The following is a 26333-nucleotide window of genomic DNA, read 5'->3' as shown; positions in this document are numbered from 1 at the left end:
TAACCTGTTCGAAGGCTGTCAACAGAAATTGGAATTGCGTACAATGACCGAATGGTCAAACTTTTCGAAAGGATCGAATCGATGAGCCCGGCGACTTCCCGCTTGGTGGCCGAAACCGAGGAGAGCGGCGGCACATTCGATGCCGGCACGCTGGGCGAGCGCGTCGCCGAAAAGCTGTTGGCGAAAATTCGCAGCGACGGCCTGGCGCCGGGCACGCGGCTGCCCTCCGAGCATGCGATGGCGCAGCACTTCGGCGTGAGCCGCACGGTGATGCGCGAAGCAATCGCGCTGTTGAAGGCGGACGGCGTGTTGACCACGCGCAAGGGCAGCGGCGCGTTCGTTAGCCAGACCGGGTTTCCGCGTGCGGCAAAAGGCGATCCGCTGACCGAGCAGTCGGTGCAGTCGCTATTGAATCTGACCGAAGTGCGGCGCGGCCTCGAGGCGGAAATCGCGGCGCTCGCGGCGGTGCGGCGCACGCCCGGGCAACTCGCGGAAATCGAGCATGCATTGCGGCGCGTCGAAGATGCGATGCGCGCCGGAGGCGATGGCGTCGAGGAAGACGTGCAGTTTCATTTGCGTATCGCCGAGGCGACCGGTAATCCGTATTGGGTGCGCTTTGTCGAAATGTTCGCGCAGCAAATCCGGCTTGCGGTGAAGGTCACGCGTGCGAACGAAGCACGCCGGGAAGACTTCGCGAATCAGGTTCGCGAAGAGCACGAAAAGATCGTCGCGGCGATCGTTGCCGGTGAGCCCGATGCGGCGCGCGCGGCGGCCGGCGACCATATGTTATGTGTCGCCGAACGCGTGCGTCTGGCAGACCGCGACTTCTGGGCGGGCAGCGGCGGCGAGCTCGCGCGCGACCTGGTCAGCAATTTCGGCAGGTAAGTTTCTCTACCCGGGGTCTTTTAGCCGAGCCACTGCCTCGCCCAACCGAGGCCGGCGGACGTCGCGCCCTTCGGCACGTATTCGCAGCCGATCCAACCGTCGTAGCCGAGTTCGTCGATCAGCCCGAACAGATACGGGTAGTTCACTTCGCCCAGGTCGGGCTCGTGACGATCCGGCACGCCGGCGACCTGCAGGTGCCCGATGTCGTCTTTCATCATCTGCTTTAACTTCACCGCGAGATCGCCTTCCATGATCTGGCAGTGGTACAGGTCGAACTGCACCTTGAGGTTCGCCGCGCCGGTTTCGCGGCAGACCTGCTGCGCATCGCGTTGCAGATTCAGAAAGTAGCCGGGCATGTCGCGGGTGTTGATCGGCTCGATCACCACCATCAGACCGTGCTGAGCCGCTTGCGAAGCCGCGTACGCGAGGTTGCGCACGTAGACGTCGCGATGCCGCGCCCGGTCGGCGTCCGCGCTGACGAGTCCTGCCATGAAATGAAGCTTGCGGTTGCCAAGCGCTTGCGCATAGTGAAGCGCGGTGTCGACGCTGCGCTTGAACTCGTCTTCGCGGCCCGGCAGTGCCGCGATGCCGCGCTCGCCTTTCGCCCAGTCGCCCGGCGGCGCGTTGAACAGCGCCTGCTGCAGGCCGTGCTGGGTGAGCAGCGCCGATAGCTGGTCGGCCGGGTAGTCGTAGGGGAACAGATATTCGACCGCTTTGAAGCCGTCGGCCGCGGCAGCGCCGAAACGGTCGAGGAATTCGTGCTCGCGGTACATCATCGTCAGGTTGGCGGCAAAGCGTGGCATCGTCGTCGTCCAGGTCCAGGTGAAGGGGGTTACCAGCGCGCGCCGAATGTCGTGCGCAATTCTTCGATCTGCGTGTCCGTGAGCGGCGCGGGACGCGGGTCGGTCATCAGCCACAAGTGCGCGGTCTCTTCGAGTTCTTCGAGCGCCCAGGCGGCTTGCGATACGCTCGCGCCCCAGACGACAGGACCGAGCCGCTCGAGCAGCACGCCGCGCACGTCGTTCGCGAGCACGCGCACACGCTCGGCGACGCTCGGGTCGCCGGGCCGGCAATACGGAATGAGCGGAATGTGGCCGACTTTCATCACGTAGTACGGCGTGATTGGCGGCAGCACATCGGTCTGCTTCCAGACGCCGGCCAGCGTCAGCGCGACCAGATGCGTCGAATGCGTATGGACGACACCGTGCATCTCGGGGTTCGCGTCGTACACATTGCGATGCAGCGCGAGCGTCTTCGACGGCTTGTCGCCGCTGACCCACTGGCCGTCGCGGCTGACCTTCGCGATTTTCGCCGGGTCGAGGTGGCCGAGGCACGCGTCAGTCGGCGTGATCAGCCAGCCGTCATCGAGTCGTGCGCTGATGTTGCCCGCCGAGCCGACCGTATAGCGGCGCGTGTACAGATCGGCGCCGATCTGCGCGATCTCTTCGCGCGCGCGGCTTTCGGCTGTCGCGGTGGACGTGACGGTCGTGCTCATTGCCGCGCTCCCGCCAACTGGTCGAATAGGCCGAGCGTCTTGCTGAAGAAGTCGACGGTGCCGAAGTTGCCGGACTTCAGCGCAAGCGCGAGCGGCGTTGCGCCGATCGATACGGTGGCCGGTACGCCTGGATCGATCTGCGGCCCGATTTGCAGTGCCTTGACGTCGAGCGCGTTGACCACCGCACCCGATGTCTCGCCGCCTGCAACCACGAAGCGGCGCACGCCGGCGTCATGCATACGCTGCGCAATCGCGGCGAGCGCCTGTTCGACCAGTTCGCCCGATGTGGCGGTGCCAAGCTGCTGTTGCACCGCGCCGACTTCTTCCGGCGAACTGGTTGCGTACACAAGCACCGGACCCTGCGCGAGCAGCGGCTGCGCGAATGCCATCGCCGCGTCGACCACCTTGTCGCCGCGCGCGAGCGCGAGCGGATCGATGCGGAATGCAGGGCGACCGCTATCGCGCCAGTTCGCGACCTGTGCCTGCGTCGCGCGCGAACAGCTGCCCGACAGTACCGCGGACAAACCGTGCACGCCCGGCACCTGTTCGCTGTCTTGCGCCGCCGGCAGCAGGCCCGCGCGCTCGAAATTGCGCGGCAGGCCGAGTGCGAGACCGGAACCGCCGGTGAGCAGCAGATCGTTCGCGCATGCTTCGCCAAGCGTGTACAGGTCTTGATCGGAGATCGCATCGGCGATCGCGAGGCCGACGCCATCGTGCTGCAACGCGACGCGTGCTTCGTTGACCGCCGCCGCGCCGCGCTGGACTGTGTCGTAGCGCAGCAGGCCGACCTTGGTCCGCGTTTGCCGCTGCAGCACGCGCACGAGGTTCGCGTCGGTCATCGGCGTCAACGGATGGTTCTGCATGCCGGATTCGTTCAACAGTAGATCGCCGACGAACAGATTGCCGCGGTACACGGTACGGCCATTTTCCGGAAACGCCGGGCACGCGATCGCGAACGGCGCGTTCAGCGCTTTCATCAGCGCGTCGGCGACGGGACCGATATTGCCGGCGTCGGTCGAATCGAAGGTCGAGCAATACTTGAAGTAGAACTGCTTGCAGCCGAGCTTTTGCAACCATTCGAGCGCCGCAAGCGATTCGGCGACGGCCTGTTCGCGCGGCGCGGTGCGCGATTTCAGCGCGACCACGATCGCTTCCGCGGGCGTGTCGAGCGGGCCGTTCGGCACGCCGATCGTTTGAATGGTGCGCATGCCGCCGCGGACCAGCATATTCGCGAGGTCCGTGGCGCCCGTGAAGTCGTCGGCGATGCAGCCGAGCAGGGCAGGAGAGGAGGTCATGGTGGTGTTCCGAAGTCTGGGCCGGCGTGGCGGCGATAGCGTGGCGCTAGCGCCGCTGCGTCCGGGCCCGCGGGTCCAGTCGAATCAGGCGGGTTGCGCGGCGTTGTCGCGGATAAAGGCGCGCACGACGCTGTCGAAATCGGCGTCGAACACGAAGCCAAGCGAGCGCGCGTACTCGGCCGAGAAGTTGCCCGGCCACGAATTGACGATACGCTCGATTGCCGGATCACGCTCCATTCGCACACGGTTCGCGACCTGATCGCCGGCGATGCGTCGCAGCGATGCCAGCATATCTTCGACCGATACCGACAGGCCCGGCATATTGATCACGCGTGCCTGCGCCAGCTTTTCCTTCGGCAGTTCGTAGCCGTGCAGCAGGTTGTCGATTGCCCGATCCGGCGACATCAGCCACAGAATGGTTTCCGGCGCGACTGGGCACACCGCGTCGACGCCGTTGATCGGCTCGCGGATGATTCCGCTCGCGAAGCTCGACGCCGCGCGGTTCGGCTTGCCTGGCCGCACGACGATGGTCGGCATCCGGAGACTGCGGCCATCGATATAGCCGCGCCGGCTGTAGTCGGCGAGCATCAGGTCGGACAGCGCTTTTTGCGTGCCATACGAGCTTTGCGGCGCCCACACTTGCGAGTCCGGTACGGTGGCCGGCATCGCGCCGCCGAATACGGCGACCGAGCTCGTCATCACGAAGCGCGCCTGCGTGCCGAGCGCGCGGATGCGCTCGAACAGCATGCGCGTGGCGTCGAAGTTGATGCGCATGCCGAGTTCGAATTCCTGTTCCGCCTGGCCCGACACGATCGCGGCAAGATGGAACACGGCAAGCGTGTCGGCGTCGACAAGCCGCTCGATCTGTGCCGGCTCGGCGATATCGCCGGTTACTGCGCGAACCCGCGGATCATGGATGCCTTCGAGCGGCACCACGTCGAACGCGTCGATCCGGTCGATGGCAACCGGTTTGCCGGCCGGGCCGGTCAGTTCACCGCGCGCCAGCAGCGCGCTAATCAATCGTCGGCCGAGGAAGCCAGCCGCACCCGTTACCAGCACTTTCATATTCGTCTCCATTTCCATGCAGGACACGCACCATTGCGCACGGCGGAGCCCCGCCGCGAAGTTGTATGATGATGTTATCTTATGTCGACGGGCCTGGCAAACTGCGCGGCGAGTAGTCCGATGGGGTTTGCGCTGCGTTTCAGTTGCGCGAGCCGCGTTTGGCCGCTTTCTTTTCCTCGTTGATCAGCGGCCGTACGGCCGCACTGCCGACGTCTTCCCAGAACGCCGGGTCGGCCTCCTGGATGCGCGCGCCTGCGTTGTCGATGTGCGTGATCGCCGCTTGCCGCGCGGCGTCCGTATCCTGTGCGGCGATCGCGTCGAACAGCGCGCGGTGCTCGTTGCGCACCTGTGTGGAGAAATCGTCGCGGCGCGCTTCGTTGGTACGCGTGACGCGGATCGCCGCGTGCGTGAACTGGCTGATGAATTCCAGCAGCGACGGATAGAGCGGATTGCCGGTCGCGCGCGAAATCGCCATATGAAACGCGAGGTCTTCGTCGACGCCGTCGCGCTTTTGTTTCGCCGCGGTATCGATCGCAGCGAGGGCGCGCCGGATTTCGGCAAGCTGCGCGCGCGTACGGCGCTGCGCGGCGAGCGCAGCTGCTTCCGCTTCAATGCCGCGGCGCAGCTCGGTGACACGCAGCACCGCATCGACTGAATTTTTCGGGTCGATATCGAGGCGGAACGCGGTGGTGCGGTTCGGTTCGCGCACCACCGTGCCGCTGCCTTGACGCACTTCGACAAGACCATCGGACTTTAACCGCGAGATCGCTTCCCGCACGACAGTGCGGCTCACACCGAAGCGCTCGGAGATGACCTGTTCGGTTGGCAGGCGTGTGCCGGCCGGGAATTCGCCGCCTTTGATTTTTTCAAGCAGAACGGCTGTGACGCGGTCGGCAAGTGTGCCGACATTCGTGATGACGGGCGCGTCGAACGTCGCAGAGGAACGGGGCGTGGTGGTCGAGGTAGCCATGTCGTTAGGGAGAACGGAAGACACATTGAATGTCGTTATAGGCGATGCGTTGACACCGTACCACTTTCTACCTATGATCGGAACGGCATATGTAACACATATGGTTATCATACAAATTGTTGGAATGATGGTACAGCCGGATCGCGAGGCTGTGAAGGAGACAACGCAGTGCAGACGGAAACAGTAGAGGTCGTAACGCAGCGTGACGCGCTGGCATTCGAGGAGCGCACCTACGCAAAAGTCACGTGGCGCATTGTTCCATTCCTGATGTTCTGCTATCTGGTCGCGTACTTCGATCGCGTGAATATCGGTTTCGCGAAGCTGCAAATGTCGTCCGATCTGCATTTCTCGGACGCGGTCTACGGTCTGGGCGCCGGCATCTTCTTTATCGCGTATTTTCTCGTCGAGATCCCGAGCAACATCATTCTGCATCGCGTTGGCGCGCGCCTGTGGATGGCGCGCATCATGATCACATGGGGTGTGATTTCGTCGGCCATGGCATTCGTGACCACGCCGACCACGTTCTACGTAATGCGCTTTCTGCTCGGTCTTGCCGAAGCAGGCTTCTACCCGGGCGTGATTCTGTACCTGTCGTACTGGTATCCATCGCACAGGCGCGGCAAGATGTTCGCGGCATTCGCCGCGGCGGTGCCGCTTTCCGGGTTGATCGGCGGCCCGTTTTCGGGCTATCTGCTGCACGCGTTCAGCGGCGTGATGAACCATGCAGGCTGGCAGTGGTTGTTCTTTATCGAAGGTTTGCCGTCGATCGCGGCGGGCATCGCGGCGGTCTTCGTGCTGACCGACGGCATCAAGAAAGCAAAATGGCTGACGCCTGAAGAACGCGCGCTGCTCGATATGAACATTCGCGCCGATTCCGCTCACAAGGCCGACCCTTCGCTGCGCGAGGTGTTCACGAATGGCCGCGTGTGGCTGCTTACCGCAATCTACTTCTGCCTGATCTGCGGCTTCTATACGGTCGGCTTCTGGTTGCCGACGCTGATCGCGTCGACCGGCGTGAAAGACCCGCTGCATGTCGGACTGTTGACCGCCATTCCATATGGCGCCGCCGCAGTCACCATGCTGCTCGTGTCGCGTAGCGCCGACCGTCGTCGCGAACGGCGCTGGCACCTTGCCTTCACTGCGGTGCTCGGCGGCATCGGTTTGATCATGTCGGCGGTGTTCGGCTCGCAGCCGGTGCTTGCGATGATCGGCCTCACGCTCGCGGCGATGGGCGGTCTGAGCACGCTGCCGATGTTCTGGAGCCTGCCGACGGCTTTTCTCGGCGGTTCGGCGGCGGCTGCGGGCATTGCGATGATCAACTCGTGGGGCAATCTGGCGGGTTTCGTCAGCCCGTATCTGATCGGCTTTATCAAGGACATGACGCATAGCGCCAACCTGGGCCTGTACGCGATGGCGGGCGCACTCTTTATCGGCACGCTGTTGACGTTCATCGTGCCGGGTAACGTGGTTAACCGCTAGCGGTGGGTTACAGCACCGCTGCGACGGCGTATTTCGGGTGGCTGGGTGTCTCGTATCAGCAGGCGGTACGATAGCGTTCAAACCACTCCTGTCCATTCGCCGTGACCCTCCTCTCGCACCCGTTTTCTCTTCGACGTAGCGTGCTCGCCGTTGCGGCGAGCGCGTCCTTGATCGCTTTTTCATCCGCCTTTCATGTTGCGCGTGCGGCCGATACGGCGTCGCTCGCAGCCGCGATCGCGGGCCCGCAACGCAGCGACGCGAACCGCGCTCGCGACGTTTATCGCCATCCCGAACAGACGCTGCGTTTCTTCGGATTGACCGACCGGCAAACGGTCATCGAAATCGCGCCGGGCGCGGGCTGGTACACCGAAATTCTCGCGCCCTATCTGCGCGCGCACGGCAAGCTCTATGAGGCACCGTACATCACGCCCGACACCGCGCTTGCGGCCCGTCTCGCGCCGATGCTCGACCGCTACCGGCAGAAGCTTGCGCAAGATCCCGCGGACTACGGCGGCGTGACGGTCGGCGAACTCGATGCGGGCCGTTTGACCGGCGTAGGCGCACCGGGCAGCGCGGATGCGGTTCTCACGTTTCGCAATATCCACGACTGGATCAAGGACGGCGATCTTGACGCCAACCTGAGGGCGTTCTACACGGCGCTCAAGCCGGGTGGCGTGCTGGGTGTCGAGGAGCATCGCGCGAACCCGGGCACGACGCTGCAGCAGACCATCGCGAGCGGCTATGTGACCGAGGATTACGTGATTCAGCATGCGCGGGCCGCGGGATTCGAACTGGCCGGCCGCAGCGGGATTAACGACAATCCGCGCGATACGAAGGTCTATCCGAAGGGTGTCTGACGCTGCCGCCGACCTACGCAGCAGGCGATGCCGATCGCGCACGTTATGCCGCGATTGGTGAATCCGACCGGATGACGCTGCGCTTCGTGAAGCCTGTTGCCGCGCATTGAGCGTGGCGACACAAAAGCGTCACGCCATCATGCGTGACGCTTTTGTACGCATGCGCCACTCGCGGCGGGCGATATTCGCTATAAAGGTTTTGCATATGGCTTTTTCCGGAGAGAATTCATTATTCGTGCCCATTAGATTTAATGAGATTTGGATATAACGTGTTACGTTATTTTTGAAAATTCCAGAAAAATCCTTTTTTGTTTTTGAAAAACATGAATCGCCATTACTGGCGTTCGGTCACTATGTAGTTGTACCTCATTTCGGTATTTTCATAAGTTGGGTAAAAATTCACCGGCGTGCTGCGTTAAGCCAGTTGTGGAATAAGCGGATTCCACTACCTGTTTTGTGGAAACGGAAAGTGAAAAGCATTCACGTAATGCGCCGTGAGCCGATGTGCCATCGATGAAAGCCTCTTCTTTGCGGAGAAAAGAAATGCGAAACAGCCGCATGTACGACTTATTGGATACATACGCTGGACCCGAAGTTACAGTCGCGATCAAAAAAGAAGGCGATTCCGGAAAGACCGATCAGGAGCCGGCAGCACCTGATTACAACGTTATTCCGTTGCCGCAGCACGTCGCCACATTGCTGAAGGATATTCGGCGGGCTTGTGAATCAGGTTCATTCGCCGATGTCGACTGGCGAATACATTGCGAAGCGCCCGCAGTGGTGAAGGCGCCGCATCTACGCGCGCGGTGGGAGAGAATTGAAGGTGTCGGTTTGCGGTGCACGTGGGTCGAGCAACTGGACACCGAGTCCGACACCGGACCGGACGCTGGCGCCGGTCAGGATGCAGCCACCCGTCAAAACGGACCCGATGAGCAGTCGTAGTGATTCGCGCTTACACGCTTCCAGATAGGCTGCGTCGGCCGTCAATCATCGGCGGACGCATCGCCGTGCGGTACGGGCTGGACCGTCGACAGGGTCCGCTCCGCGAGTACCGCATCGCGCTTGGACAGCAGATGTGAGCGCAGAATGGTCCCCATCTTCTTGCCGTCGCGTGACTCGAGTGCTTCGATCATCGCTTCGTGATCGCGAATCGCGCTATCCCACTTGTGCGTCTGGAAGTTCGAGCGAAACCGCAGCGCCTGCAGGCGCCGGTTGATCGACAGGTAGGTCTGCCGCAACGCCGAGTTGCGCGCCGCCTCATTGATCTTGTCGTGAATTTTCTGGTTGCGGCTGTAGTAGCCGGACAGGTCGTTCTGCGCGCGGCACGCGAGCATCGCATAGTGCAGCGCCTTGATTTCCGCGAGCTCGACCGGCGTGATGCGCTCGCACGCGAGTTCGCCTGAGAATGCCTCGAGCCCGCTCATCAGTTCGAACGTCTCGCGAATTTCCGCCTCGCTCATCTGCGAGACCGTCGCGCCCTTGTTCGGCGAAATGTCGATCAGACCTTCGGCGGCCAGCACCTTCAGCGCTTCGCGCAGCGGCGTGCGCGAAATGCCGAGCGTCTCGCATAGCTTGCGCTCGTTGAGCTTCACGCCGGGGGCGAGCAGCCCTTCGACGATGAAGTTGCGCAGATGGTCGACCACCGTGTCGTGCAGACGCTGCCGTTCGACCTTCGGCAATGACGGCGGCAGCATTGCCTCCGGCATGTCAGCATTTTGCATGCAAAGACCTCTTGTTTGGATTCGCCCGCAATTTTATCGCAGGCCGGCCAGGAAGAATGCCTGCGGGTTTATACCTGGGTGAAATGTGTTCCCGCGACGAGCTCGGTGCGCTACAGTATTTTGCATGCAAAATTCAAATGCAAGGGCGCAAACATGCTGAAACTCGACTTTCATCCAGCCGGACGTCACTTTTTGCAGATTCCAGGGCCGAGTCCCGTGCCGGATCGCATTCTGCGGGCGATGAGCTACCCGACCATCGACCATCGCGGCCCTGAGTTCGGCGCGCTGGGGCTGAAGGTGCTGGACGGCATCAAGAAGATTTTCAAGACCTCGCAGCCGGTCGTGATCTATCCGGCGTCGGGCACCGGCGCATGGGAAGCGGCGCTATGCAACACGCTGAGCCCGGGCGACGCGGTGCTGATGTATGAGACCGGCCACTTCGCGACGCTATGGAAGAAGATGGCCGAAAACCTCGGCCTGAAACCCGAGTTTCTCGGTTTGCCGGGCGTCGAGGGCTGGCGCCGTGGCGTGCAGGCGGACATGATCGAAGCGCGTCTGCGTGCCGACTCGAATCACTCGATCAAGGCCGTGTGCGTCGTGCACAACGAGACCTCGACGGGCGTGACGTCGGATATCGCGGCGGTGCGCCGCGCGATCGATGCCGCGGGCCATCCGGCGCTACTGATGGTCGATACGATTTCAGGCCTCGCGTCCGCCGACTATCGGCATGACGAATGGGGTGTCGACGTGACGGTGTCGGGCTCGCAGAAGGGCTTGATGCTGCCGCCGGGCATCAGTTTCAACGCGATTTCGCCCAAGGCGATGAAGGCGCATCAGAGCGCGAAGCTACCGTGCGCGTTCTGGGATTGGACCGATATCGTCGAAATGAACAAGCAGGGCTACTGGCCGTACACGCCGAACACGAATCTGCTGTACGGGCTGTCCGAATCGCTCGAGATGATTCTCGGCGAAGGGCTCGACAACGTGTTCGCGCGTCATCAGCGGCTCGCGGCCGCGTGCCGTGCGGCGGTGACCGCGTGGGGCCTTGAGATCCAGTGCGCGGACCCGGCCGTCTACTCGCCCGTGCTGACCGGCGTGATCATGCCCGAAGGCGTCGATGCGGACGCGGTGCGCAAGCTGATTTACGAGCACTTCGACATGTCGCTCGGCACCGGCCTCGGCAAGGTCAAGGGGCGCATGTTCCGGATCGGCCACCTCGGCGAATGCAACGACCTCACGCTGATGGCGACACTGTCCGGCTGCGAGATGGGTCTGAAGCTCGCGGGCGTGCCGCTCAAGGCGAGCGGGGTCGCGGCCGCGATGGACTATCTGACGAGCCACGTTGCCAAGCCGTCGCTGAAGGCGGCCGCATGACGGCGCGCGAGCCCCAGGCGCAGGCGGCGGCCGCCGATCGGGCGGCGCTGCTTGCGCGTGTGTTCGTCGACGCGCGCGTGCGCCATGCGCCGCTCGATACACTGCCTCACGATGTGCAGCCGGCCAACGCAGAGGATGCCTACGCAGTCCAGTTCGCCACGCTCGATGCGATGCGCGCGTCGATCGGCGGATGGAAGGTCGGCGCGAAGTCGCCGACCGGGCCGATTCAAGGCTCGCCGTTGCCGGCCGCCTGCGTGCATCGCAGCGGGGTCGATCTGCCGCGCGGCGCGTTCCACCAGGCCGGGCTTGAACTCGAAGTGGCGTTCGCGCTCGGCCGCCGTTTCGATCCGGCAGGCGCGCCGTATAGCGACGAACAGGTGCTCGGCGCGATCGAGTCGATGCATGCGGCGATCGAGGTGGTGACGAGCCGCTTCAGCGGTTGGCCCCATGTCGACAAGCTGTGGCAGCTCGCCGATTTGCAGAACCATGGTGCGTTGATCGTCGGCGAAGGCGTGCCGTATGACAGCCGTTTCCCATTTCTCGTACCGGCCGCGAGCTTTACGTTCGATGGCGCGCCGGTGTTCGATGGCGCATCTGCCAATCCCGCCGGCGATCCGCGCCGGCTGCTCGGCTGGCTGATCAATCACGGTGTGTCGCGCGGGCTCACGTTCGAGCCTGGCACCGTGCTGACGACCGGTTCGTACACCGGCATGGTATTTCCGGAGAAGCGGGGCGTCGCGCTCGGCGTGATCGATGGATTGCCGCCGGTGCAATTGACGCTTGGCTGACGAATTACGCCCGACCTGCCGGCCCAAGCGAACGCCCACTCACTGAAACGTTGCGATGCCGATGCTGAACTCCCGTCCCCAGGCACTGGTCCAGCCGATTCACCTGATGCCCGCCGCCGCGCGCGCGAAGCTCACGCCACTCGCCGCGCGTCTTGCCGCCGAACTCAAAGGCGACGTGCTATTCGATCGGGCGGCGCGTGGCCGCTACGCGACCGATGCATCGATCTACCAGATCATGCCGCTTGGCGTGGTCGTGCCCAAAGACCAGGCGGACCTGCGGCTCGCCCTCGACATCGCACGCGACAGCAAGACGCCGGTGCTTGCGCGCGGCGCGGGCACAAGCCAGTGCGGGCAGACGATCGGCGAAGCGCTCGTGATCGATACGAGCAAGTGGTTGAACAACATCGTGCACTTCGACGCGCAGGCGCGTACCGTTACGGTCGAGCCGGGTGTCGTGCTCGATCATCTGAACGCGTGGCTCAAGCCGCATGGGTTGTGGTTTCCGGTCGACGTATCGACGAGCGCGCAATGCACGATTGGCGGGATGGCGGGCAACAACTCGTGCGGCTCGCGTTCCATGGAATACGGCATCATGGTGCACAACGTCGACGCGATCGACGCGGTGCTGGCCGATGGCCACGAAGCGTGTTTCACCCGACTGTCGAAGATGACAGGCGACGAGCGCACGCGCGCGCTGGTCGAAGACATACGCAAGATCGCGCAGCGCGAACGCGACGAGATGCGCGAGCAGATTCCGAAAGTGCTGCGGCGGGTGGCGGGCTACAACCTCGATCTGTTCGAATGCCAGAACCCGTTGCCGTTTACCGAGGATGGCGAACCGAACCTCGCGAACCTGCTGGTCGGCTCCGAGGGCACGCTCGCGTTCAGCCGCACGCTGACGTTGAAGCTTTCGCCGCTGCCCGCTTATAAGACGCTCGGCGTCGTGAACTTCCCGACGTTCTATGCGGCGATGGACATGACGCAGCATATCGTGAAGCTTGGCCCCGTCGCGGTCGAGCTGGTCGATCGCACGATGATCGACCTTGCGATGTCGAACCCCGCGTTTCGCCCGGTCGTCGAAAAGGCGCTGGTCGGCGATCCTCAAGCCGTGCTGCTGGTCGAGTTTGCCGGCGCTGACAAGGATGTGCAACTCGCGAAGCTTGCGCAACTGGTCGAACTGATGGGCGATCTCGGTTTGCCTCGCTCAGTGGTCGAAATGCCGGACGCCGGCGCGCAGAAAGCGCTGTGGGACGTGCGCAAGGCCGGGCTCAACATCATGATGAGCATGAAGGGCGACGGTAAGCCGGTATCGTTTATCGAAGACTGCGCGGTGCCGCTCGAACATCTCGCGGACTATACGAGCCGGCTGACCGACGTGTTCCACAAGCACGGCACCGAAGGCACGTGGTACGCGCATGCGAGCGTCGGCACGCTGCATGTGCGGCCGATTCTCGATATGCGCCGCGACGGTGCGCAGAAAATGCGCGCCATCGCCGAAGAGGCGGCCGCGATGGTGCGCGAATACAAGGGCGCCTATTCGGGCGAGCACGGCGACGGCCTGTGCCGCGGGGAATGGGTCGCATGGCAATACGGCCCGCGTATCAATCAGGCATTTCGTGACATCAAGGCGCTGTTCGATCCGGAGAACCGGCTGAGCCCGGACCGCATCGTCAATCCGCCGAAGATGGACGACGCAACGAGTTTCCGCTTTCCGCCTTCGTATCGCGAGCGCGCGTGGAAGCCGGTGCTCGACTGGTCCGCATGGAATGTCACGCGCGATCCGCTCACCGGCGACGAAGGCGCGCCCGGTTCCGGCGGCGATCGCGCAAATGGCCTCGCGAAAGCGGTCGAGATGTGCAATAACAACGGCCACTGCCGCAAGTTCGACGCGGGCACGATGTGTCCAAGCTATCGGATCACGAAGGACGAGCAGCACGTGACGCGAGGCCGCGCGAATACGCTGCGGCTGGCGATCTCGGGACAGCTCGGTGAAGACGGGCTGGCCGGCAGTGAGGTCAAGGAAGTGCTCGACCTCTGCGTCTCATGCAAGGGCTGCAAGCGCGATTGCCCGACCGGTGTCGATATGGCGCGCATCAAGATCGAGGCGCGCGCCGCATGGAACGCGCGTCACGGCACGACGCTGCGCGAGCGGCTGATTGCTTACCTGCCGCGCTATGCGCAATATGCGAGCCGCATGCCGTCGCTCGAACAGATGCCATTTGCGCGCTGGATAAAAGCCCGCCTGGGTCTCGCAACAGAACGTTCTTTCCCACAGTTTGCGAAACCCTTCCTTTCGGCAACGCAGCCTCGCATGAATTTTGAAGCAGGCGCTAAAGAAGTGCTGCTATTTGTCGATACCTTCAATAATTACATGGAGCCGGACAACGCGCGTGCCGCCCAGCGCGTGCTCGAAGCAGCGGGCTATCAGGTGCACTTCAACGTCAAGGCGGGTGAACGGCCGCTGTGCTGCGGCCGAACGTTCCTGTCGGCGGGGCTCGTCGATGAGGCCAAGGCCGAAGCGCGCCGTGCACTCGATGCGCTGCTGCCGTACGTGGACCGCGGCGTGGCGATCGTCGGCCTCGAGCCGTCGTGCCTGCTGTCGCTGCGTGACGAGTTTCTCGGCTACGGATATGGCGACGCGGCACAGCGCCTCGCGAAGTCGTCGTTCCTGTTCGAGGAGTTTCTCGTGCGGGAGCATGATGCGGGGCGTCTGAAGTTGCCGCTCAAGCGGCTCGAGACCGGCAAGGCGTTGCTGCATGGGCATTGCCACCAGAAGGCATTCGATGCTGTGCGTCCGGTGCAGACGGTGCTCGGCTGGATTCCGGGGCTGAAGGTCGAAACGATCGAATCGTCTTGCTGCGGAATGGCAGGGAGCTTCGGCTACGAGGCCGAGCACTACGAAGCATCGAAGGCGATGGCGGAACTGTCGCTGTTGCCGGCGGTTAGACAGGCGGGCGATGCGTTGATTGTCGCGGATGGCACGAGCTGCCGCCATCAGATCGCCGACGGCGCGCAGGCCGAGGCGCTGCATGTCGCACGCGTGCTTGAGGCGGCGCTGGAGTAGAGGATCACTGATTAACAACAAGTCGCAGCAGCGGGAAGAGACCACCCGATCAGAGGATAAGCAAACAGTATGAGTAATCAGGAGACAAAGCGATGACACGACGTTGCAATCCCCATCCCGGTGGCCTGTCCGGACACATGCGTGGCGGCCTGCAGAGCCCCATGCCGGGACGTACGCGGTAACGGCGCGCGCTCGGCGCCGCCGTGCTTTCGCTGTCCGCTTTTCGATGCCTTCGGTGTGCGCCCGCACGTCCCGGGACTTCGCACACAACTATAGGAGAGGATGATGTTCCGTCGAGCCACGACGCGCGTTCTATTGCTTCTCTGCGCGATGTATTTCATCACGTATATCGACCGGGTCAACGTCAGCACCGCCGCCAGCCAGTTCGGCGCGGAACTGGGCCTGAATCACACGCAAGTCGGTTTTGTGTTTTCCGCGTTCGCGTATCCGTACCTGATCTTCCAGATTATCGGCGGCTGGGTGGGCGACCGTTTCGGGCCGCGCCGCACGCTGGGCATCTGCGCGGTGATCTGGGCGGGCGCAACCGTGCTGACCGGCCTCGCGGGCGGTTTCGCGTCGATGATTGTCGCGCGCTTGCTGCTCGGTCTCGGCGAGGGTGCAACGTTCCCGACCGCGACGCGCGCAATGTCGAACTGGATGCGCGCCGACCAGCGCGGATTCGCACAAGGCATCACGCATGCGGCTTCCCGGATCGGCAATGCCGTCGCGCCGCCGCTGATCGTCTGGCTGATGGTGGCGACCAACTGGCGTGGCGCGTTCATCGTGACCGGTATCGTGAGTTTCTTGTGGGCGGTCGTGTGGATCTGGTACTTCCGCGACAATCCGCGCGAGCATCCGCGTATTACGGATTCCGAATGTGCGACGCTGTCCGCGTATAGCGGCGCAAAGCAGCGCACGCCGGTGCCGTGGCGCGCACTGGTCGGCCGCATGGCGCCCGTGACCGCCGTGTACTTCTGCTATGGATGGGTGCTGTGGCTGTTCCTCGGCTGGATTCCACAGTACTTCCTGCACAACTATCACATGGACCTCAAGAAGTCCGCGCTGTTTGCGTCGAGCGTGTTTTTCGCCGGCGTGATCGGCGACTGGCTCGGCGGCTCGATTACCGATCGCATTCTGCGTTCGAGCGGCAACGTGCGTCTTGCGCGCAACGTGATGGTCGGCATCTGCATGCTGCTGACGTTGCTGTCGCTCGCGCCGATCATGCTGATCCCCAACATCACGATCACGATGGCGGCGCTGTGTCTGGCAGGCGGCTTCTTCTTTAACGAAATGACGATCGGGCCGATGTGGGCCGTGCCGATGGATATCGCGCCGAAGCATGCCGGCACCGCGAGCGGCATCATGAACACCGGTTCGGCGCTTGCGGCGATCATCAGCCCGGTGGTCGGCGGCTGGCTGATCGACCTCACCGGCAACTGGAATCTGCCGTTCACCGTGTCGATGGCGCTGATGGCGCTCGGCATTGTGCTGTCCTTTACGATGCGGCCGGACCGTGTGCTCGGTGCCGACGGCAACGAAGAGACCACGAAGGACGCGCGCAAGTTTGTCTGATGCCGGCGCCCCAGCGCTCGCGCGCCGCACGCAGCCCCGTGCGGCGCGCTTGACGCGTGCGCGTATGCGCTCGATGAAGGACCAGCGGCGTTTGCGCCGTGCGCAGCCCTGTCTCCTGCCACCTGACACAACAGTGACAGCGAACAGCGAGTGCCATTTCCGAGGAGACGCTATGGCTGAACCCACCATTTCTGTCGAGCGAGAAGGGACCATCGCGACGGTCACGATCGACCGTGAAGCGAAGCTCAACGCGATGACGAAGGACCTGTGGCGCATGCTTGGCGAACGCATCGACGAATTGTCAGCGGACGACGGGCTGCGTTGCATCGTGTTGCGCGGCGCAGGCGAAAAGGCGTTCTCGCCGGGCAACGACATTGGCGAATTCGCCACCGATCGCTCGAACGTCGACCAGGCGCGCGTATATGGCGCGCTGATGCATCGCACACTCGATGCGCTCAACGCGTGCCGTCATCCGCTGGTCGCGATGATTCACGGCATTTGCGTCGGCGGCGGGCTTGAGATCGCGGCCATGTGCGATTTGCGCATCTGCGGCACGTCGAGCCGCTTTGGCGTGCCGATCAAGAATCTCGGGCTCGTGATGGCGCATGCGGAGCTTGAAGGGCTCGTGCGTCTCGCGGGCTCAGCGGTCGCGCTGGAAATTCTGCTGGAAGGGCGTATCTTCGATGCACAGGAGGCGTTCACGAAAGGCCTCGTGACGCGCGTGGTGCCCGATACTGACGTGACCGCGCACACGTATGAGACCGCGCGGCGAATTGCCGACGGCGCGCCGCTCGTCGCGCGCTGGCACAAACAGTTCGTCAGACGCGCGATGGACCCTGCGCCGCTCACCGCGGCCGAACGCGACGAAGGCTTTGCATGCTTTGGCACCGAAGACTTCCGCACCGGCTATCGCGCGTTTCTCGACAAGGTCAAACCTGAATTCAAGGGGCGTTGACATGACAGACACGAACTCACAACACGCGCCCGGCGCCGGGCCGCTTGCCGGTATGCGCGTGATCGAGCTTGCGCACATCATGTCCGGGCCGATCTGCGGCATGATGCTCGCGGATATGGGCGCGGACGTGATCAAGGTCGAAAAGATTCCGGGCGGCGACGATTGCCGCCGTTTTGCGCCGATCATCGACGGCGGCGAGTCGGCCTCGTTCATGATCGTCAACCGCAACAAGCGCGGCATTGCGCTGAATCTGAAGACCGAAGGCGGCAAGGAAGTGCTCCGCAAGATGCTGGCGAGCGCCGACGTGGTGACCGAGAACTATCGAGGCGGCACGATGGAAAAGCTCGGCATGGGCTACGACGCGCTGAAGCTCGCGAATCCGGGTCTGATTTACTGCGCGATTTCGGGTTTTGGCCGCAGCGGTCCGTACGCGGACAAAGGCGGCTTCGATCTGATCGCGCAAGGCATGAGCGGTCTGATGAGCATGACCGGCGAGCCGGGCCAGGCACCAATCAAGGCCGGTTCACCGGTTACCGATATCAACGCGGGTATTCTTGCCGCGCTTGGCATTTGTGCCGCCTATGCGAACAAACAGTGGACCGGGCGCGGGCAGATGGTGGACACGTCGTTGTTCGAAGCGGGCTTGCAGCAGATGTACTGGGCATTCGCGAACTATTTCGCGGACGGTACCGTGCTGCCGAAAGCCGGCTCGGCGAACCCGACCAGCGCGCCGTATCAGGCATTCCGCACACGCGATGGCTGGATCAACATCGGCGCGGCGAATCAAAGCAACTATGAGCGGCTGATCGGTGTACTGAAAATCCCGGATATTGAGCGCGATGAGCGCTTTCAGACTAATGCGGGGCGGCTGAAGCATCGTGACGCGCTGGTCGAGATTCTGACCGCGCGACTCGTTGAGCGCACCACGGCCGAGTGGCTTGCGATGTTCGACGAGATCGGCTTACCGTCGGGCGCGGTGCTCGAAGTGCCTGAAGCGGTTGCACACGAGCAGGCGCTGGCGCGCGGGATGATCGTCGAGACGCAGCATCCGGTAGCCGGAAAAATGCGTGGGCTCGGTCTGCCGATTCATTTTTCCGAGGGCTGCACGCGCGAATCGCGCCCTGCGCCGTTGTTTGGGCAGCATACGAGCGAGGTGCTGCGGGAATATGGCTTCGACGATGCGCGGATTCGCGCGTTAAAGGAAGAGGGAGCGTTGCTGGAAAGCGAAGTGGCTGCATAGTGTTACCGGTTGTCGCGACGTCGGCGTGTCGCATAACGGGGCAACCGCAGGGACAACTACGGGGCGGCATCGGCACGTTAAGCTAAAGTTTTGTAAGCATCGTGCCGATGACCATAAGGAGTGCCGCGCAGAGGACTTATCCGATGCGGCATCGGTCTGATCACGCCGGATAATCATGTCAAAGAACCTTTCAATAAGAACTTGCCTGACCCTGATGGTGGTTGCGTTCGCAATTACCTTGATGGTGGGCGCAGCCATCGGGCTCGTCGCATTACGCTCGGAAAACCACGCACTTCAGCAAACGTATACCGTCGATACGCCGGCGGTCGCGAATCTGGAAAATAGCGCGGGGCAGTTGTTGCGTCTGCGTCTTGCGCTTGCGACCTATGCGTCGCTGACCGATCTGCACGATGCGAAGGGCGCCGACGCGGTGCTCAAGCGCTCGGACACCTACCTCGAGATTTCCAATGACAAGCTGACGAAATTTCTCGGCGCCGCGGTGGACAGCGATGAAGCGCGCAATCAGATTCAACTGATGCAGGCCGCGCGCAATACGTTGCTCAAGGAGGGCATTGAACCTGGACTGGCCGCATTGCGTGCCGGCGACAGGGACGCGTTCCTGCAGATCCAGGCGTACAAGTTACCGAAGCTCTATAGCGCATTCGAAAAGGCGATGCTCGCGCTCGAGAAGGTGCAAATGGACCAGGGTGAAGATCGCTACCGGAAAGCGCAGGACGAGTTCCGTCTGGTCATGATGCTGGTCGCGGTCGGCCTTGTCGCGGCGCTTGCGCTGTCGTGGCTGATGCGTGTCGTGTTGCTGCGTGCCATCGTCAAGCCGGCCGATGCGGCGATCGCGCATTTCGAGCGCATTTCGGCGGGCGATCTCAGCGGCAAGATCGTCGTCGAGAGCAGCAATGAAATGGGTGTGCTGACGGCGGCGCTAAAGCGCATGCAGGAGTCGCTGATCTCAACCGTTGGCAATGTGCGCGGCGGCGTGCAGTCGATTCACACGGGCGTAAGCGAGATCGCCGCCGGCAATGCGAACCTGTCGCAGCGTACCGAGGAGCAGGCGGCGTCGCTCGAAGAGACGGTCGCGAGCATTGAACAGCTGAGTTCGACGCTCAAGCAGACAGCGGACAATGCGAAGGTCGCGAATTCGCTGGCAACCGGGGCCTCTTCGCTCGCGAGTCAGGGCGGCGATCTGACGCGCGACGTGGTCGGTGCGATGGAGAATATCGTTGGTGATTCGCACAAGATCGGCGATATCGTCGGTGTGATCGAAGGCATTGCGTTCCAGACCAATATTCTCGCGCTCAATGCCGCGGTTGAAGCGGCGCGGGCAGGTGAGAACGGCCGCGGGTTCGCGGTCGTTGCGAGCGAAGTGCGCTCGCTTGCGCAGCGTAGTGCGTCGGCGGCGAAGGAGATCAAGGACCTGATCGGCGAATCGACCGGACGCATTGAATCCGGCGCGGCGCTGGTGACGCGCTCGGGTGAGACGATGCGCGAGATTCTCGATTCGATCACGCGGGTGAGCGCGATCATGAGCGAGATCGAAACGGCATCGTCCGAGCAAAGCGCGGGGATCGGGCAGATCAATGTCGCCATCGCGCAGATGGATCAGGTCACGCAGCAGAATGCGGCTTTGGTGGAACAGGCCGCGGCCGCCGCGGGAGCGCTGGAGGATCAGGCGAACCGGTTGAATGCGGCGGTGGCCATATTTGAGTTGGGGGCGGCGCGCCACTAGCATTCGCGCGCCGGCTTACAGGCTTATAGCCAGCGCGCGAATATCCGAATCAGCGGAGCGTAGCGAGCGCCGACGCTCTCGCCACGATTTGCGCGACGATGATTGCACTACTCGCCATCGGCCGCAGTCGTCTTGAACGAAAACTCCACTTCACCCACGTAAGGCTCCGCGTTTTTCTCGCACCTGTACGCGCGCCCAGCCGCAATGACCGCCTGGTTGAACACGGACGTAGGCGGCGTGACACGGACGATCTTCACGTCACCAACGCTGCCATCCGTGTTGATCGACAGATGCGCGATCACATCCGCGGAAATGCCTTCCTGCAGCGCCTTTTGCGGAATTTGCGGCTGTACCGACTGGCAATGGCCACGGCCGTCGACCACACCATGCAGCGCGGGCGGTGCAGTCGGCGCCGTCCCTACCGCGGCGGTCGGTGTCGACGGTGCCGATGTCGCGGGCGCCGTGGCCAGTGCCGGCGCATTCGGCGCAGGGTCGGCGGCGGCCGGAATCACCGCTTCCTTGGGCGCTGCCGCAGGTTTCGCGGGCGGCGGCTTCGGTGTCGGCAATGGCTTGGGCTGTACCGTCTTTTGCACAGGGTTTTGCGGCACAGGAGGGGCGGGCGGTGGCTCCAGCTTCTTGACCTCAGGCGGCGGAGGCGGTGCCATCCGCACACGCATTTCCTTCGGCGGCGGGGGTGGCGCCTGCTCGAACTTCACCTGCGATAAGCCCGCGATCAGCAACACTTCAACCAGTAGCGCCACCCCGGCCGCGGTCTTCATCGAAAAGCCGCTGTGACGCGCGGGCGCGGACGAAGCCCAAAGCGCGCCGGACAGAGGCTGTTGCGGTTCGTTCATATCGATGGGCGGCGCGTTCATGTCGTCGGATTCGTGGCCAGAGCAACCGAACTGATGCCCGCCGCGCGCACTAGGTCCATCACCTTGACGATGTTTTTGTAGCTCGTGCCTTCATCGCCGGCGATCGCGACGTCGACTTTTTTCGAGTCGTGCACCAGCCCTTGCAGATGTGCGCTGAGCGCTTCCGGCGTGATCTCTTTCGCGTCCAGATAAAGCTGATCGTTCTTCGTCACGCCAATCGATACTTTGACCGTTTGCTGCAATTGCTCGGCGGTACTCGATTGCGGCAAGTCAAGCTTGATACCCGTGCCCTGGATCATCTTCAGCGTCGCAAGCATGAAGAACACCAGCAGGAACATCATGATGTCGATCATCGGGATGATCTCGATGCGGGCCTTTTCCTCTCCGCCGAGATAGTGGCTGCGATGGTTGCGCATGATTCTCTCCTGGGGTGCTTACGAGGCAAAGCGCGACACGAGCAGCGACTTGATCAGGTCGAACTGGTTGACCGTCATCCGGATCCGCTTGTTGAAGTAGTTGAGAAAGACGACGCAGATGATCGCGATCGTCAGGCCGCATGCGGTCGCGGTGAGTGCGTGGCCGATCCCGCCTGTCACGCCGTTCGGATTCGCGGTGCCGCTCGTACCGAGCACATTGAACGATTCGACCATGCCGATGATCGTGCCGAGCAACCCGAGCAGCGGCCCAAGCGTGACAGCGGTGTCCAGAATCCATAGGTTGCGGTCGAGGCGCGGCAACTGGAACATGATGGTTTCTTCGATCTCGCGTTCGACGACGGCTTCGCTCTTGCCCTTCGCCTTCATCGCCGTTCTGACGAGTTCGGCCTGCACGGTCTGGCTGTAGTGATTGACGACCTTTGCGGCGTCGTCGAGGTTGGTCGGCTCGACGAGCTTCAGATCGTGCTCGAGCGTATTGCCGGCGCGTACCGCTCGCGAAAAGAACATAAAGCGTTCGATGATGATCGCCATGCCGATCAGAAAGATGAGCGCGAGCAGGGGGATGAGCCCCATCGACTGGATCGAGTAGTTGATAAGCGTGTTCAGCACTGCGGACTCCTGTTGGCACATAACGGCCGTTGCATAACGGCAGGGTTTCTTGTTGTCGGTTCCCTCGTGGGTGGCCGGCTCAAATGCGTTGCGAGCAATGCAAGGGGCGTACCAGCCGAACGCGGCATGGGTTGTTTGACCACGCGCGATGACTTGCTGAACGCAACGGAGCGCGCAGCCACGGGTTCTGGCGGGACGTCGGAATGGGATGTCACGCTCGAATAGCAGATAAATCGCCAATTCAGAAGAGTTGCAAAGAAGACCTAATTCATTGCAAAGCGCGATTTAAGACTTTGCCGGTGCCTGTTTGGTGCTCGTGAGAAAAGACGCAGCCCGGTGGTGCAAATTCAGCATTAACTATAGACAAGTTTCTTACAATTATTTTAAAGCGAAGCTTGCTAAAAATAGGGATGTGTAACCTGAATATCCCGAGCTGGCGGGCTAAACACGGACTGGTAAGCAATTATTTATATTCGTTTCTTTCGCTATCTTTCTGCACGCTTTCGGTGAATTTATGCATTTTCGGTTATTTTCGACGATATGCACCGCTTCGGAAACGAGCGCATTCAGCAGGTGCGGATAACGCACCACAGCGGAAATAGAATAAACACTCTAACCGCAAATGTTTCATATAAGACTTTATCCGCCGCCGTGTTACTCGCGCGAGTGAGTGGGCGGAAGTTAATTCGTCTCTTTGAATCGCTAATGAAAGCGCGATCAATCAATCACTTGCGTGCAAATCAATTGCATTTAACGAGGCAGTTGTGCCCACAACGATGTTTTGCTTGGCATGCGTCCTGCTTTTGCTGCGGTCGCTTTAAGAACCAGTACGCGCTCGACACGATCGGCAAGGCGTTCTGGACGGGACGTGCGAGACCAGGGATAGGTACCGGCGGCGACGAACTCGCTGATCACATCGGACTTCGCACGGCTGCACGCGCGTGACTCGCGCGCCGTGCGGATCGTTCAATGAAGGTGGCCTCAACAACAAGCAGGAGAGCAAGTGAAAAAGAAGAAATTGGTCTCGGCAATGACGAGAATCATCGGTGCTGAGCTCGTGTTGACGGCGGCTTGCATGCCGGTCGCGTATGCGCAAAGCCAACCGGATAGCACGGCCGCTCCCGCAGCAGCGGCAAGCAGCGCACCCGCGGCATCGGCGCCGGTTAGCAAGCTCGAGAAAGTGGAAGTGACCGGCTCGTTGATCCGCACGTCGGACAAGGTCGGCAACATCGAAGTCCAAACCATTACGCCAAAGGAAATCCAGCAAAGCGGGTACACGACGGTAGCGGACTTTCTGCGCGGCATGGCGGCGAACTCCGGGAGCAGCTGGTCGCAATCGACTATGAACAGCTCTGCGCCGGGTGGCGCAGGCATTGCGCTGCGCGGCCTGAGCGAGAAGTACACGCTGGTGCTCGTCGACGGTCAGCGCGTCGCGAACTACGCGATGCCGGTGAATTTCACGGATACGTTCTTCGACGTCAACGCGATTCCGTTGAATATTGTCGATCACATCGAGGTGGTGAAGACGGGCGCCGTGTCGGAATACGGTTCGGATGCGATTGCGGGTGTCGTGAACATCATCACGAAGAAGAACTTCCAGGGCTTGCAGATCGATGCGCAGGCCGGCAAGACCCAGCACCCGGGTGATGGCCAGGGCAGTTTCAGCGTGCTCGGCGGCTTCGGCGACCTGAACGCGGATCGCTTCAACATCACTGCGGCGGCCAGCTGGTATCGCGATTCCGGCTCGACGCTCGCGGACCGCTCGATGACCGCGAATCAGGACTTCTCGCAGTTTCCCGGCGGCCGTGCTGGCCCGCTCGGCCCTAACCAGCAGTCGAACTGGGAACTGCCGGACGGCAGTACCGCGCCAATCAATCCGTGCCCGCCGAATACGAATTCGAACGGCCAGGTGTGCGTGCATAACCCGGCGTCGCAGACCTCGCTGATGCCGGCGGTCACACGGCTGAACGCGAAACTGCATGGCACGTTCAAGGTGAACGACGATACGCAGGCGTATGCGGACTTGTGGTTTAGTCGCGACGAGAACGTACAACTGCAAGGGCCGGCGGCGATCAGCAGCCTGTCGAACGTGTTCGATCCGGCGACTGGCTCGGTGTCGCCCATTTCGCGCACCGTGTCGGCGAGCAATCCGTTCAATCCGTTCGGCATGCCGACCGACATCAACTATACGTTTCCCGGCCATACGATCGTCGCCGATACGGTATCGACGTTCTGGAAGGCGTCGACCGGCGTAAAGGGTTCATTTACCACGCCGAAGGTCGGTGACTGGGACTGGTCGGTCGACTACGGTCATTCGCAAAGCACCGTCGATACGAGCTTTTCGAACGAGCTGAGCGTCGCGGGCGTGCAGAACATTCTCGCGAACGGCGTATTCAACTTCGCGAATCCGGCGGCCACACCGAACGGCACCAATGGCCTGTTCCTGACGGATGATCAGCAGGCCATCTCGAAGATCGACGACGTGACCGCGAAGATGTCGACCGGCAATCTGTTCACGTTGCCGACCGGCAACGTCGGCCTTGGCCTCGGCAGCGAATTCCGCCATGAAAGCTCGCTGATCAACCCGCGCACGCTGTCGTCGCAGGGCATCGTCACGCCGGCAAACGTGCAGACGGTCGACGGTACGCGCAATGTCGCGGCGGTCTACTACCAGGTCGATATTCCGATCGTGCACAACCTGACGTTTACGCAATCGGGACGCTACGACCACTATAGCGATTTCGGCGGCGCGTTTTCGCCGAACTTCTTGTTGCGCTTCCAGCCGGTTCAGGCGTTCACGACGTACGCGTCGTATGGCCGGGGCTTTCGCGCGCCGACCCTGGTGGAGAACTCGCAAGCGGTCTATCTTGGGCACCAGAACCTGACGGACCCGAACGACCCGAGCGGCACACCGACCAAACACTTTACGACTGAGCAGGTCAACGGCAACCCCGATTTGCAGCCGGAACACACGAAGAACTACAACATCGGTTTCGAGTTGTCGCCGGACCGGTCGACCGATTTCGGTGCGGCGTTCTACAAGATTCACATCGATGGCGTGATCGGCACGAACGATCCGAACGCGGTGCTGCAGGCGAACGATCCGTCGACCGTGGTCCGCAATCCGGACGGCTCGATCCGCTTTATCAACCAGCAGTTCGTGAATCTCGGTTCGCTGGATACCGATGGCTTCGACTTCAATTTCCGCAAGTCGGTCGGCACGAAGTACGGCACGTTTACGCTCGCAGGCGATTGGGCGTACGTGTGGCACTTCAAGCTGAACGCGCCGGGTCAGCCGACGCAGGACTTCGCCGGCAACAACCTCGCATTCCTGCAGCCGTTCGGCGCGAGCAACCCGCGCTGGAAGGGCAATACAAGCCTGACCTGGGACTACCGCAAGTTCACGACGACGCTCACGTGGCAGTACACGGGTCCGTACACGAACGCGGTGGCTGCGGAATTCGGCGATGGCGGCACGCTGTCGGTCGCGTCGTATAGCCAGTTCAACCTGATGGCGTCGTACACGGGCTTCAAGCACTGGACGATCTATGGCGGCATCTCGAACCTGTTCGACCGCTCGCCGCCGTTCGACGTCGAATGGCAGTCGTATCCGGACATCACCGGTTACGACCAGTCGCTTTACACCGATCTGGGCCGGACCTTCCAGATCGGCGCGACGTATCGCTTCTAAGTGACGCGAAGCGGAACGCCGGCGTGCAGTGGGCCGGCGGCCGTGCGGTATCGATGGTGAGGTGAATCTCCTCTCGCTCTTTCTGTTTCGGATGAAGGGGCTTTGCGGCGGTGCTGCGCGCACCGCCGTATTTTTCCGTTCGATGTGACCGGATCGATGTGCGCGCGCAGCACGATCCGCTTGTGGAGTTCCCGTTGAAATCGCCTATGAAATTCAA

Annotated in this window: 21 protein-coding genes; 12 read left to right on the top strand and 9 right to left on the bottom strand. The window is 62.2% G+C overall.

Going from position 1 to position 26333, the window contains the following annotated elements:
* Positions 1–81: 81 nt before the first annotated feature.
* A complete protein-coding gene (locus HV796_RS03860) occupies positions 82–885 on the top strand; it encodes a FadR/GntR family transcriptional regulator (protein WP_175225134.1) in 804 nt (267 codons plus the stop codon).
* Positions 886–905: 20 nt separating this feature from the next.
* Here HV796_RS03860 and otnI read toward each other — a convergent pair whose 3' ends face one another.
* From otnI to HV796_RS03835, 5 genes are all read right to left on the bottom strand, one after another.
* Positions 906–1688 (bottom strand): 2-oxo-tetronate isomerase, encoded by a 783-nt coding sequence (gene otnI, locus HV796_RS03855; protein ID WP_175225133.1) that lies wholly within the window; start codon positions 1686–1688, stop codon positions 906–908.
* A 29-nt stretch (positions 1689–1717) separates the two neighbouring features.
* Positions 1718–2380, bottom strand: a complete 663-nt coding sequence (otnC, locus tag HV796_RS03850) for a 3-oxo-tetronate 4-phosphate decarboxylase (protein ID WP_175225132.1) — start codon at positions 2378–2380, stop codon at positions 1718–1720.
* On the bottom strand, positions 2377–3675 hold the full coding sequence (gene otnK, locus HV796_RS03845) for a 3-oxo-tetronate kinase (protein WP_175225131.1): 1299 nt from the start codon (positions 3673–3675) through the stop codon (positions 2377–2379). Before otnK ends, otnC begins: the two co-directional genes overlap by 4 nt.
* 84 nt (positions 3676–3759) lie before the next feature.
* Positions 3760–4740, bottom strand: a complete 981-nt coding sequence (gene denD, locus HV796_RS03840; RefSeq protein WP_175225130.1) for a D-erythronate dehydrogenase — start codon at positions 4738–4740, stop codon at positions 3760–3762.
* A gap of 139 nt (positions 4741–4879) precedes the next feature.
* Positions 4880–5734 (bottom strand): FadR/GntR family transcriptional regulator, encoded by an 855-nt coding sequence (locus HV796_RS03835; protein WP_246355669.1) that lies wholly within the window; start codon positions 5732–5734, stop codon positions 4880–4882.
* Between the two features lie 144 nt (positions 5735–5878).
* Between HV796_RS03835 and HV796_RS03830 the strand changes: the two genes are divergently transcribed.
* The 3 genes from HV796_RS03830 to HV796_RS03820 all read left to right on the top strand — a co-directional run bounded on the left by HV796_RS03830 (position 5879) and on the right by HV796_RS03820 (position 8988).
* Entirely contained in the window at positions 5879–7189 is a 1311-nt protein-coding gene (locus tag HV796_RS03830) for an MFS transporter (RefSeq protein WP_246355668.1), read from the top strand.
* A gap of 167 nt (positions 7190–7356) precedes the next feature.
* Positions 7357–8046 (top strand): class I SAM-dependent methyltransferase, encoded by a 690-nt coding sequence (locus HV796_RS03825; protein ID WP_377693056.1) that lies wholly within the window; start codon positions 7357–7359, stop codon positions 8044–8046.
* Between the two features lie 513 nt (positions 8047–8559).
* The gene (locus HV796_RS03820) at positions 8560–8988 is read left to right on the top strand and encodes a hypothetical protein (protein ID WP_217477845.1); all 429 of its coding nucleotides are present in this window, start codon (positions 8560–8562) and stop codon (positions 8986–8988) included.
* A gap of 41 nt (positions 8989–9029) precedes the next feature.
* Here the strand turns inward: HV796_RS03820 and HV796_RS03815 are convergent, their stop codons facing one another.
* Positions 9030–9767 carry a GntR family transcriptional regulator gene (locus HV796_RS03815; RefSeq protein ID WP_175225128.1) on the bottom strand — a complete coding sequence of 246 codons (738 nt, stop codon included), beginning with the start codon at positions 9765–9767 and terminating at the stop codon, positions 9030–9032.
* Positions 9768–9920: 153 nt separating this feature from the next.
* On the opposite strand from HV796_RS03815, the gene HV796_RS03810 reads away from it, so the two are divergent.
* The 7 genes from HV796_RS03810 (at position 9921) to HV796_RS03780 (ending at position 20504) form a co-directional block, all read left to right on the top strand.
* Positions 9921–11141, top strand: coding sequence for a pyridoxal-phosphate-dependent aminotransferase family protein (locus HV796_RS03810; protein ID WP_175225127.1), 1221 nt, complete (start codon positions 9921–9923; stop codon positions 11139–11141).
* Positions 11138–11929 carry a 2-keto-4-pentenoate hydratase gene (locus HV796_RS03805; protein WP_175225126.1) on the top strand — a complete coding sequence of 264 codons (792 nt, stop codon included), beginning with the start codon at positions 11138–11140 and terminating at the stop codon, positions 11927–11929. Before HV796_RS03810 ends, HV796_RS03805 begins: the two co-directional genes overlap by 4 nt.
* A gap of 61 nt (positions 11930–11990) precedes the next feature.
* Positions 11991–14993 (top strand): FAD-binding and (Fe-S)-binding domain-containing protein, encoded by a 3003-nt coding sequence (locus tag HV796_RS03800; protein ID WP_175225125.1) that lies wholly within the window; start codon positions 11991–11993, stop codon positions 14991–14993.
* A 282-nt stretch (positions 14994–15275) separates the two neighbouring features.
* Positions 15276–16565, top strand: a complete 1290-nt coding sequence (locus HV796_RS03795) for an MFS transporter (protein ID WP_175225124.1) — start codon at positions 15276–15278, stop codon at positions 16563–16565.
* Positions 16566–16737: 172 nt separating this feature from the next.
* On the top strand, positions 16738–17520 hold the full coding sequence (locus HV796_RS03790) for an enoyl-CoA hydratase/isomerase family protein (protein ID WP_175225123.1): 783 nt from the start codon (positions 16738–16740) through the stop codon (positions 17518–17520).
* A 1-nt stretch (position 17521) separates the two neighbouring features.
* Complete coding sequence (locus HV796_RS03785; protein WP_246355667.1) at positions 17522–18760, top strand: CaiB/BaiF CoA transferase family protein; 1239 nt, start codon at positions 17522–17524, stop codon at positions 18758–18760.
* A gap of 175 nt (positions 18761–18935) precedes the next feature.
* Positions 18936–20504 (top strand): methyl-accepting chemotaxis protein, encoded by a 1569-nt coding sequence (locus HV796_RS03780; RefSeq protein ID WP_175225122.1) that lies wholly within the window; start codon positions 18936–18938, stop codon positions 20502–20504.
* A gap of 107 nt (positions 20505–20611) precedes the next feature.
* Here the strand turns inward: HV796_RS03780 and HV796_RS45355 are convergent, their stop codons facing one another.
* From HV796_RS45355 to HV796_RS03765, 3 genes are read right to left on the bottom strand one after another with little or no spacing between them, the layout of a single operon-like run.
* A complete protein-coding gene (locus HV796_RS45355; RefSeq protein WP_175225121.1) occupies positions 20612–21379 on the bottom strand; it encodes an energy transducer TonB in 768 nt (255 codons plus the stop codon).
* Entirely contained in the window at positions 21376–21795 is a 420-nt protein-coding gene (locus HV796_RS03770; protein WP_175225120.1) for an ExbD/TolR family protein, read from the bottom strand. The genes HV796_RS45355 and HV796_RS03770 overlap by 4 nt, the downstream gene beginning before the upstream one ends.
* A gap of 18 nt (positions 21796–21813) precedes the next feature.
* The gene (locus tag HV796_RS03765) at positions 21814–22425 is read right to left on the bottom strand and encodes a MotA/TolQ/ExbB proton channel family protein (protein WP_175225119.1); all 612 of its coding nucleotides are present in this window, start codon (positions 22423–22425) and stop codon (positions 21814–21816) included.
* 1030 nt (positions 22426–23455) lie between these two features.
* Here HV796_RS03765 and HV796_RS03760 point away from each other — a divergent pair.
* Positions 23456–26116, top strand: coding sequence for a TonB-dependent receptor plug domain-containing protein (locus tag HV796_RS03760; RefSeq protein ID WP_377693090.1), 2661 nt, complete (start codon positions 23456–23458; stop codon positions 26114–26116).
* Positions 26117–26333: the final 217 nt, after the last annotated feature.

This window comes from Paraburkholderia humisilvae, from assembly GCF_902859855.1.
GTDB classification, from domain to species: domain Bacteria; phylum Pseudomonadota; class Gammaproteobacteria; order Burkholderiales; family Burkholderiaceae; genus Paraburkholderia; species Paraburkholderia humisilvae.
This window is presented reverse-complemented; position numbering and strand designations above follow the sequence as displayed.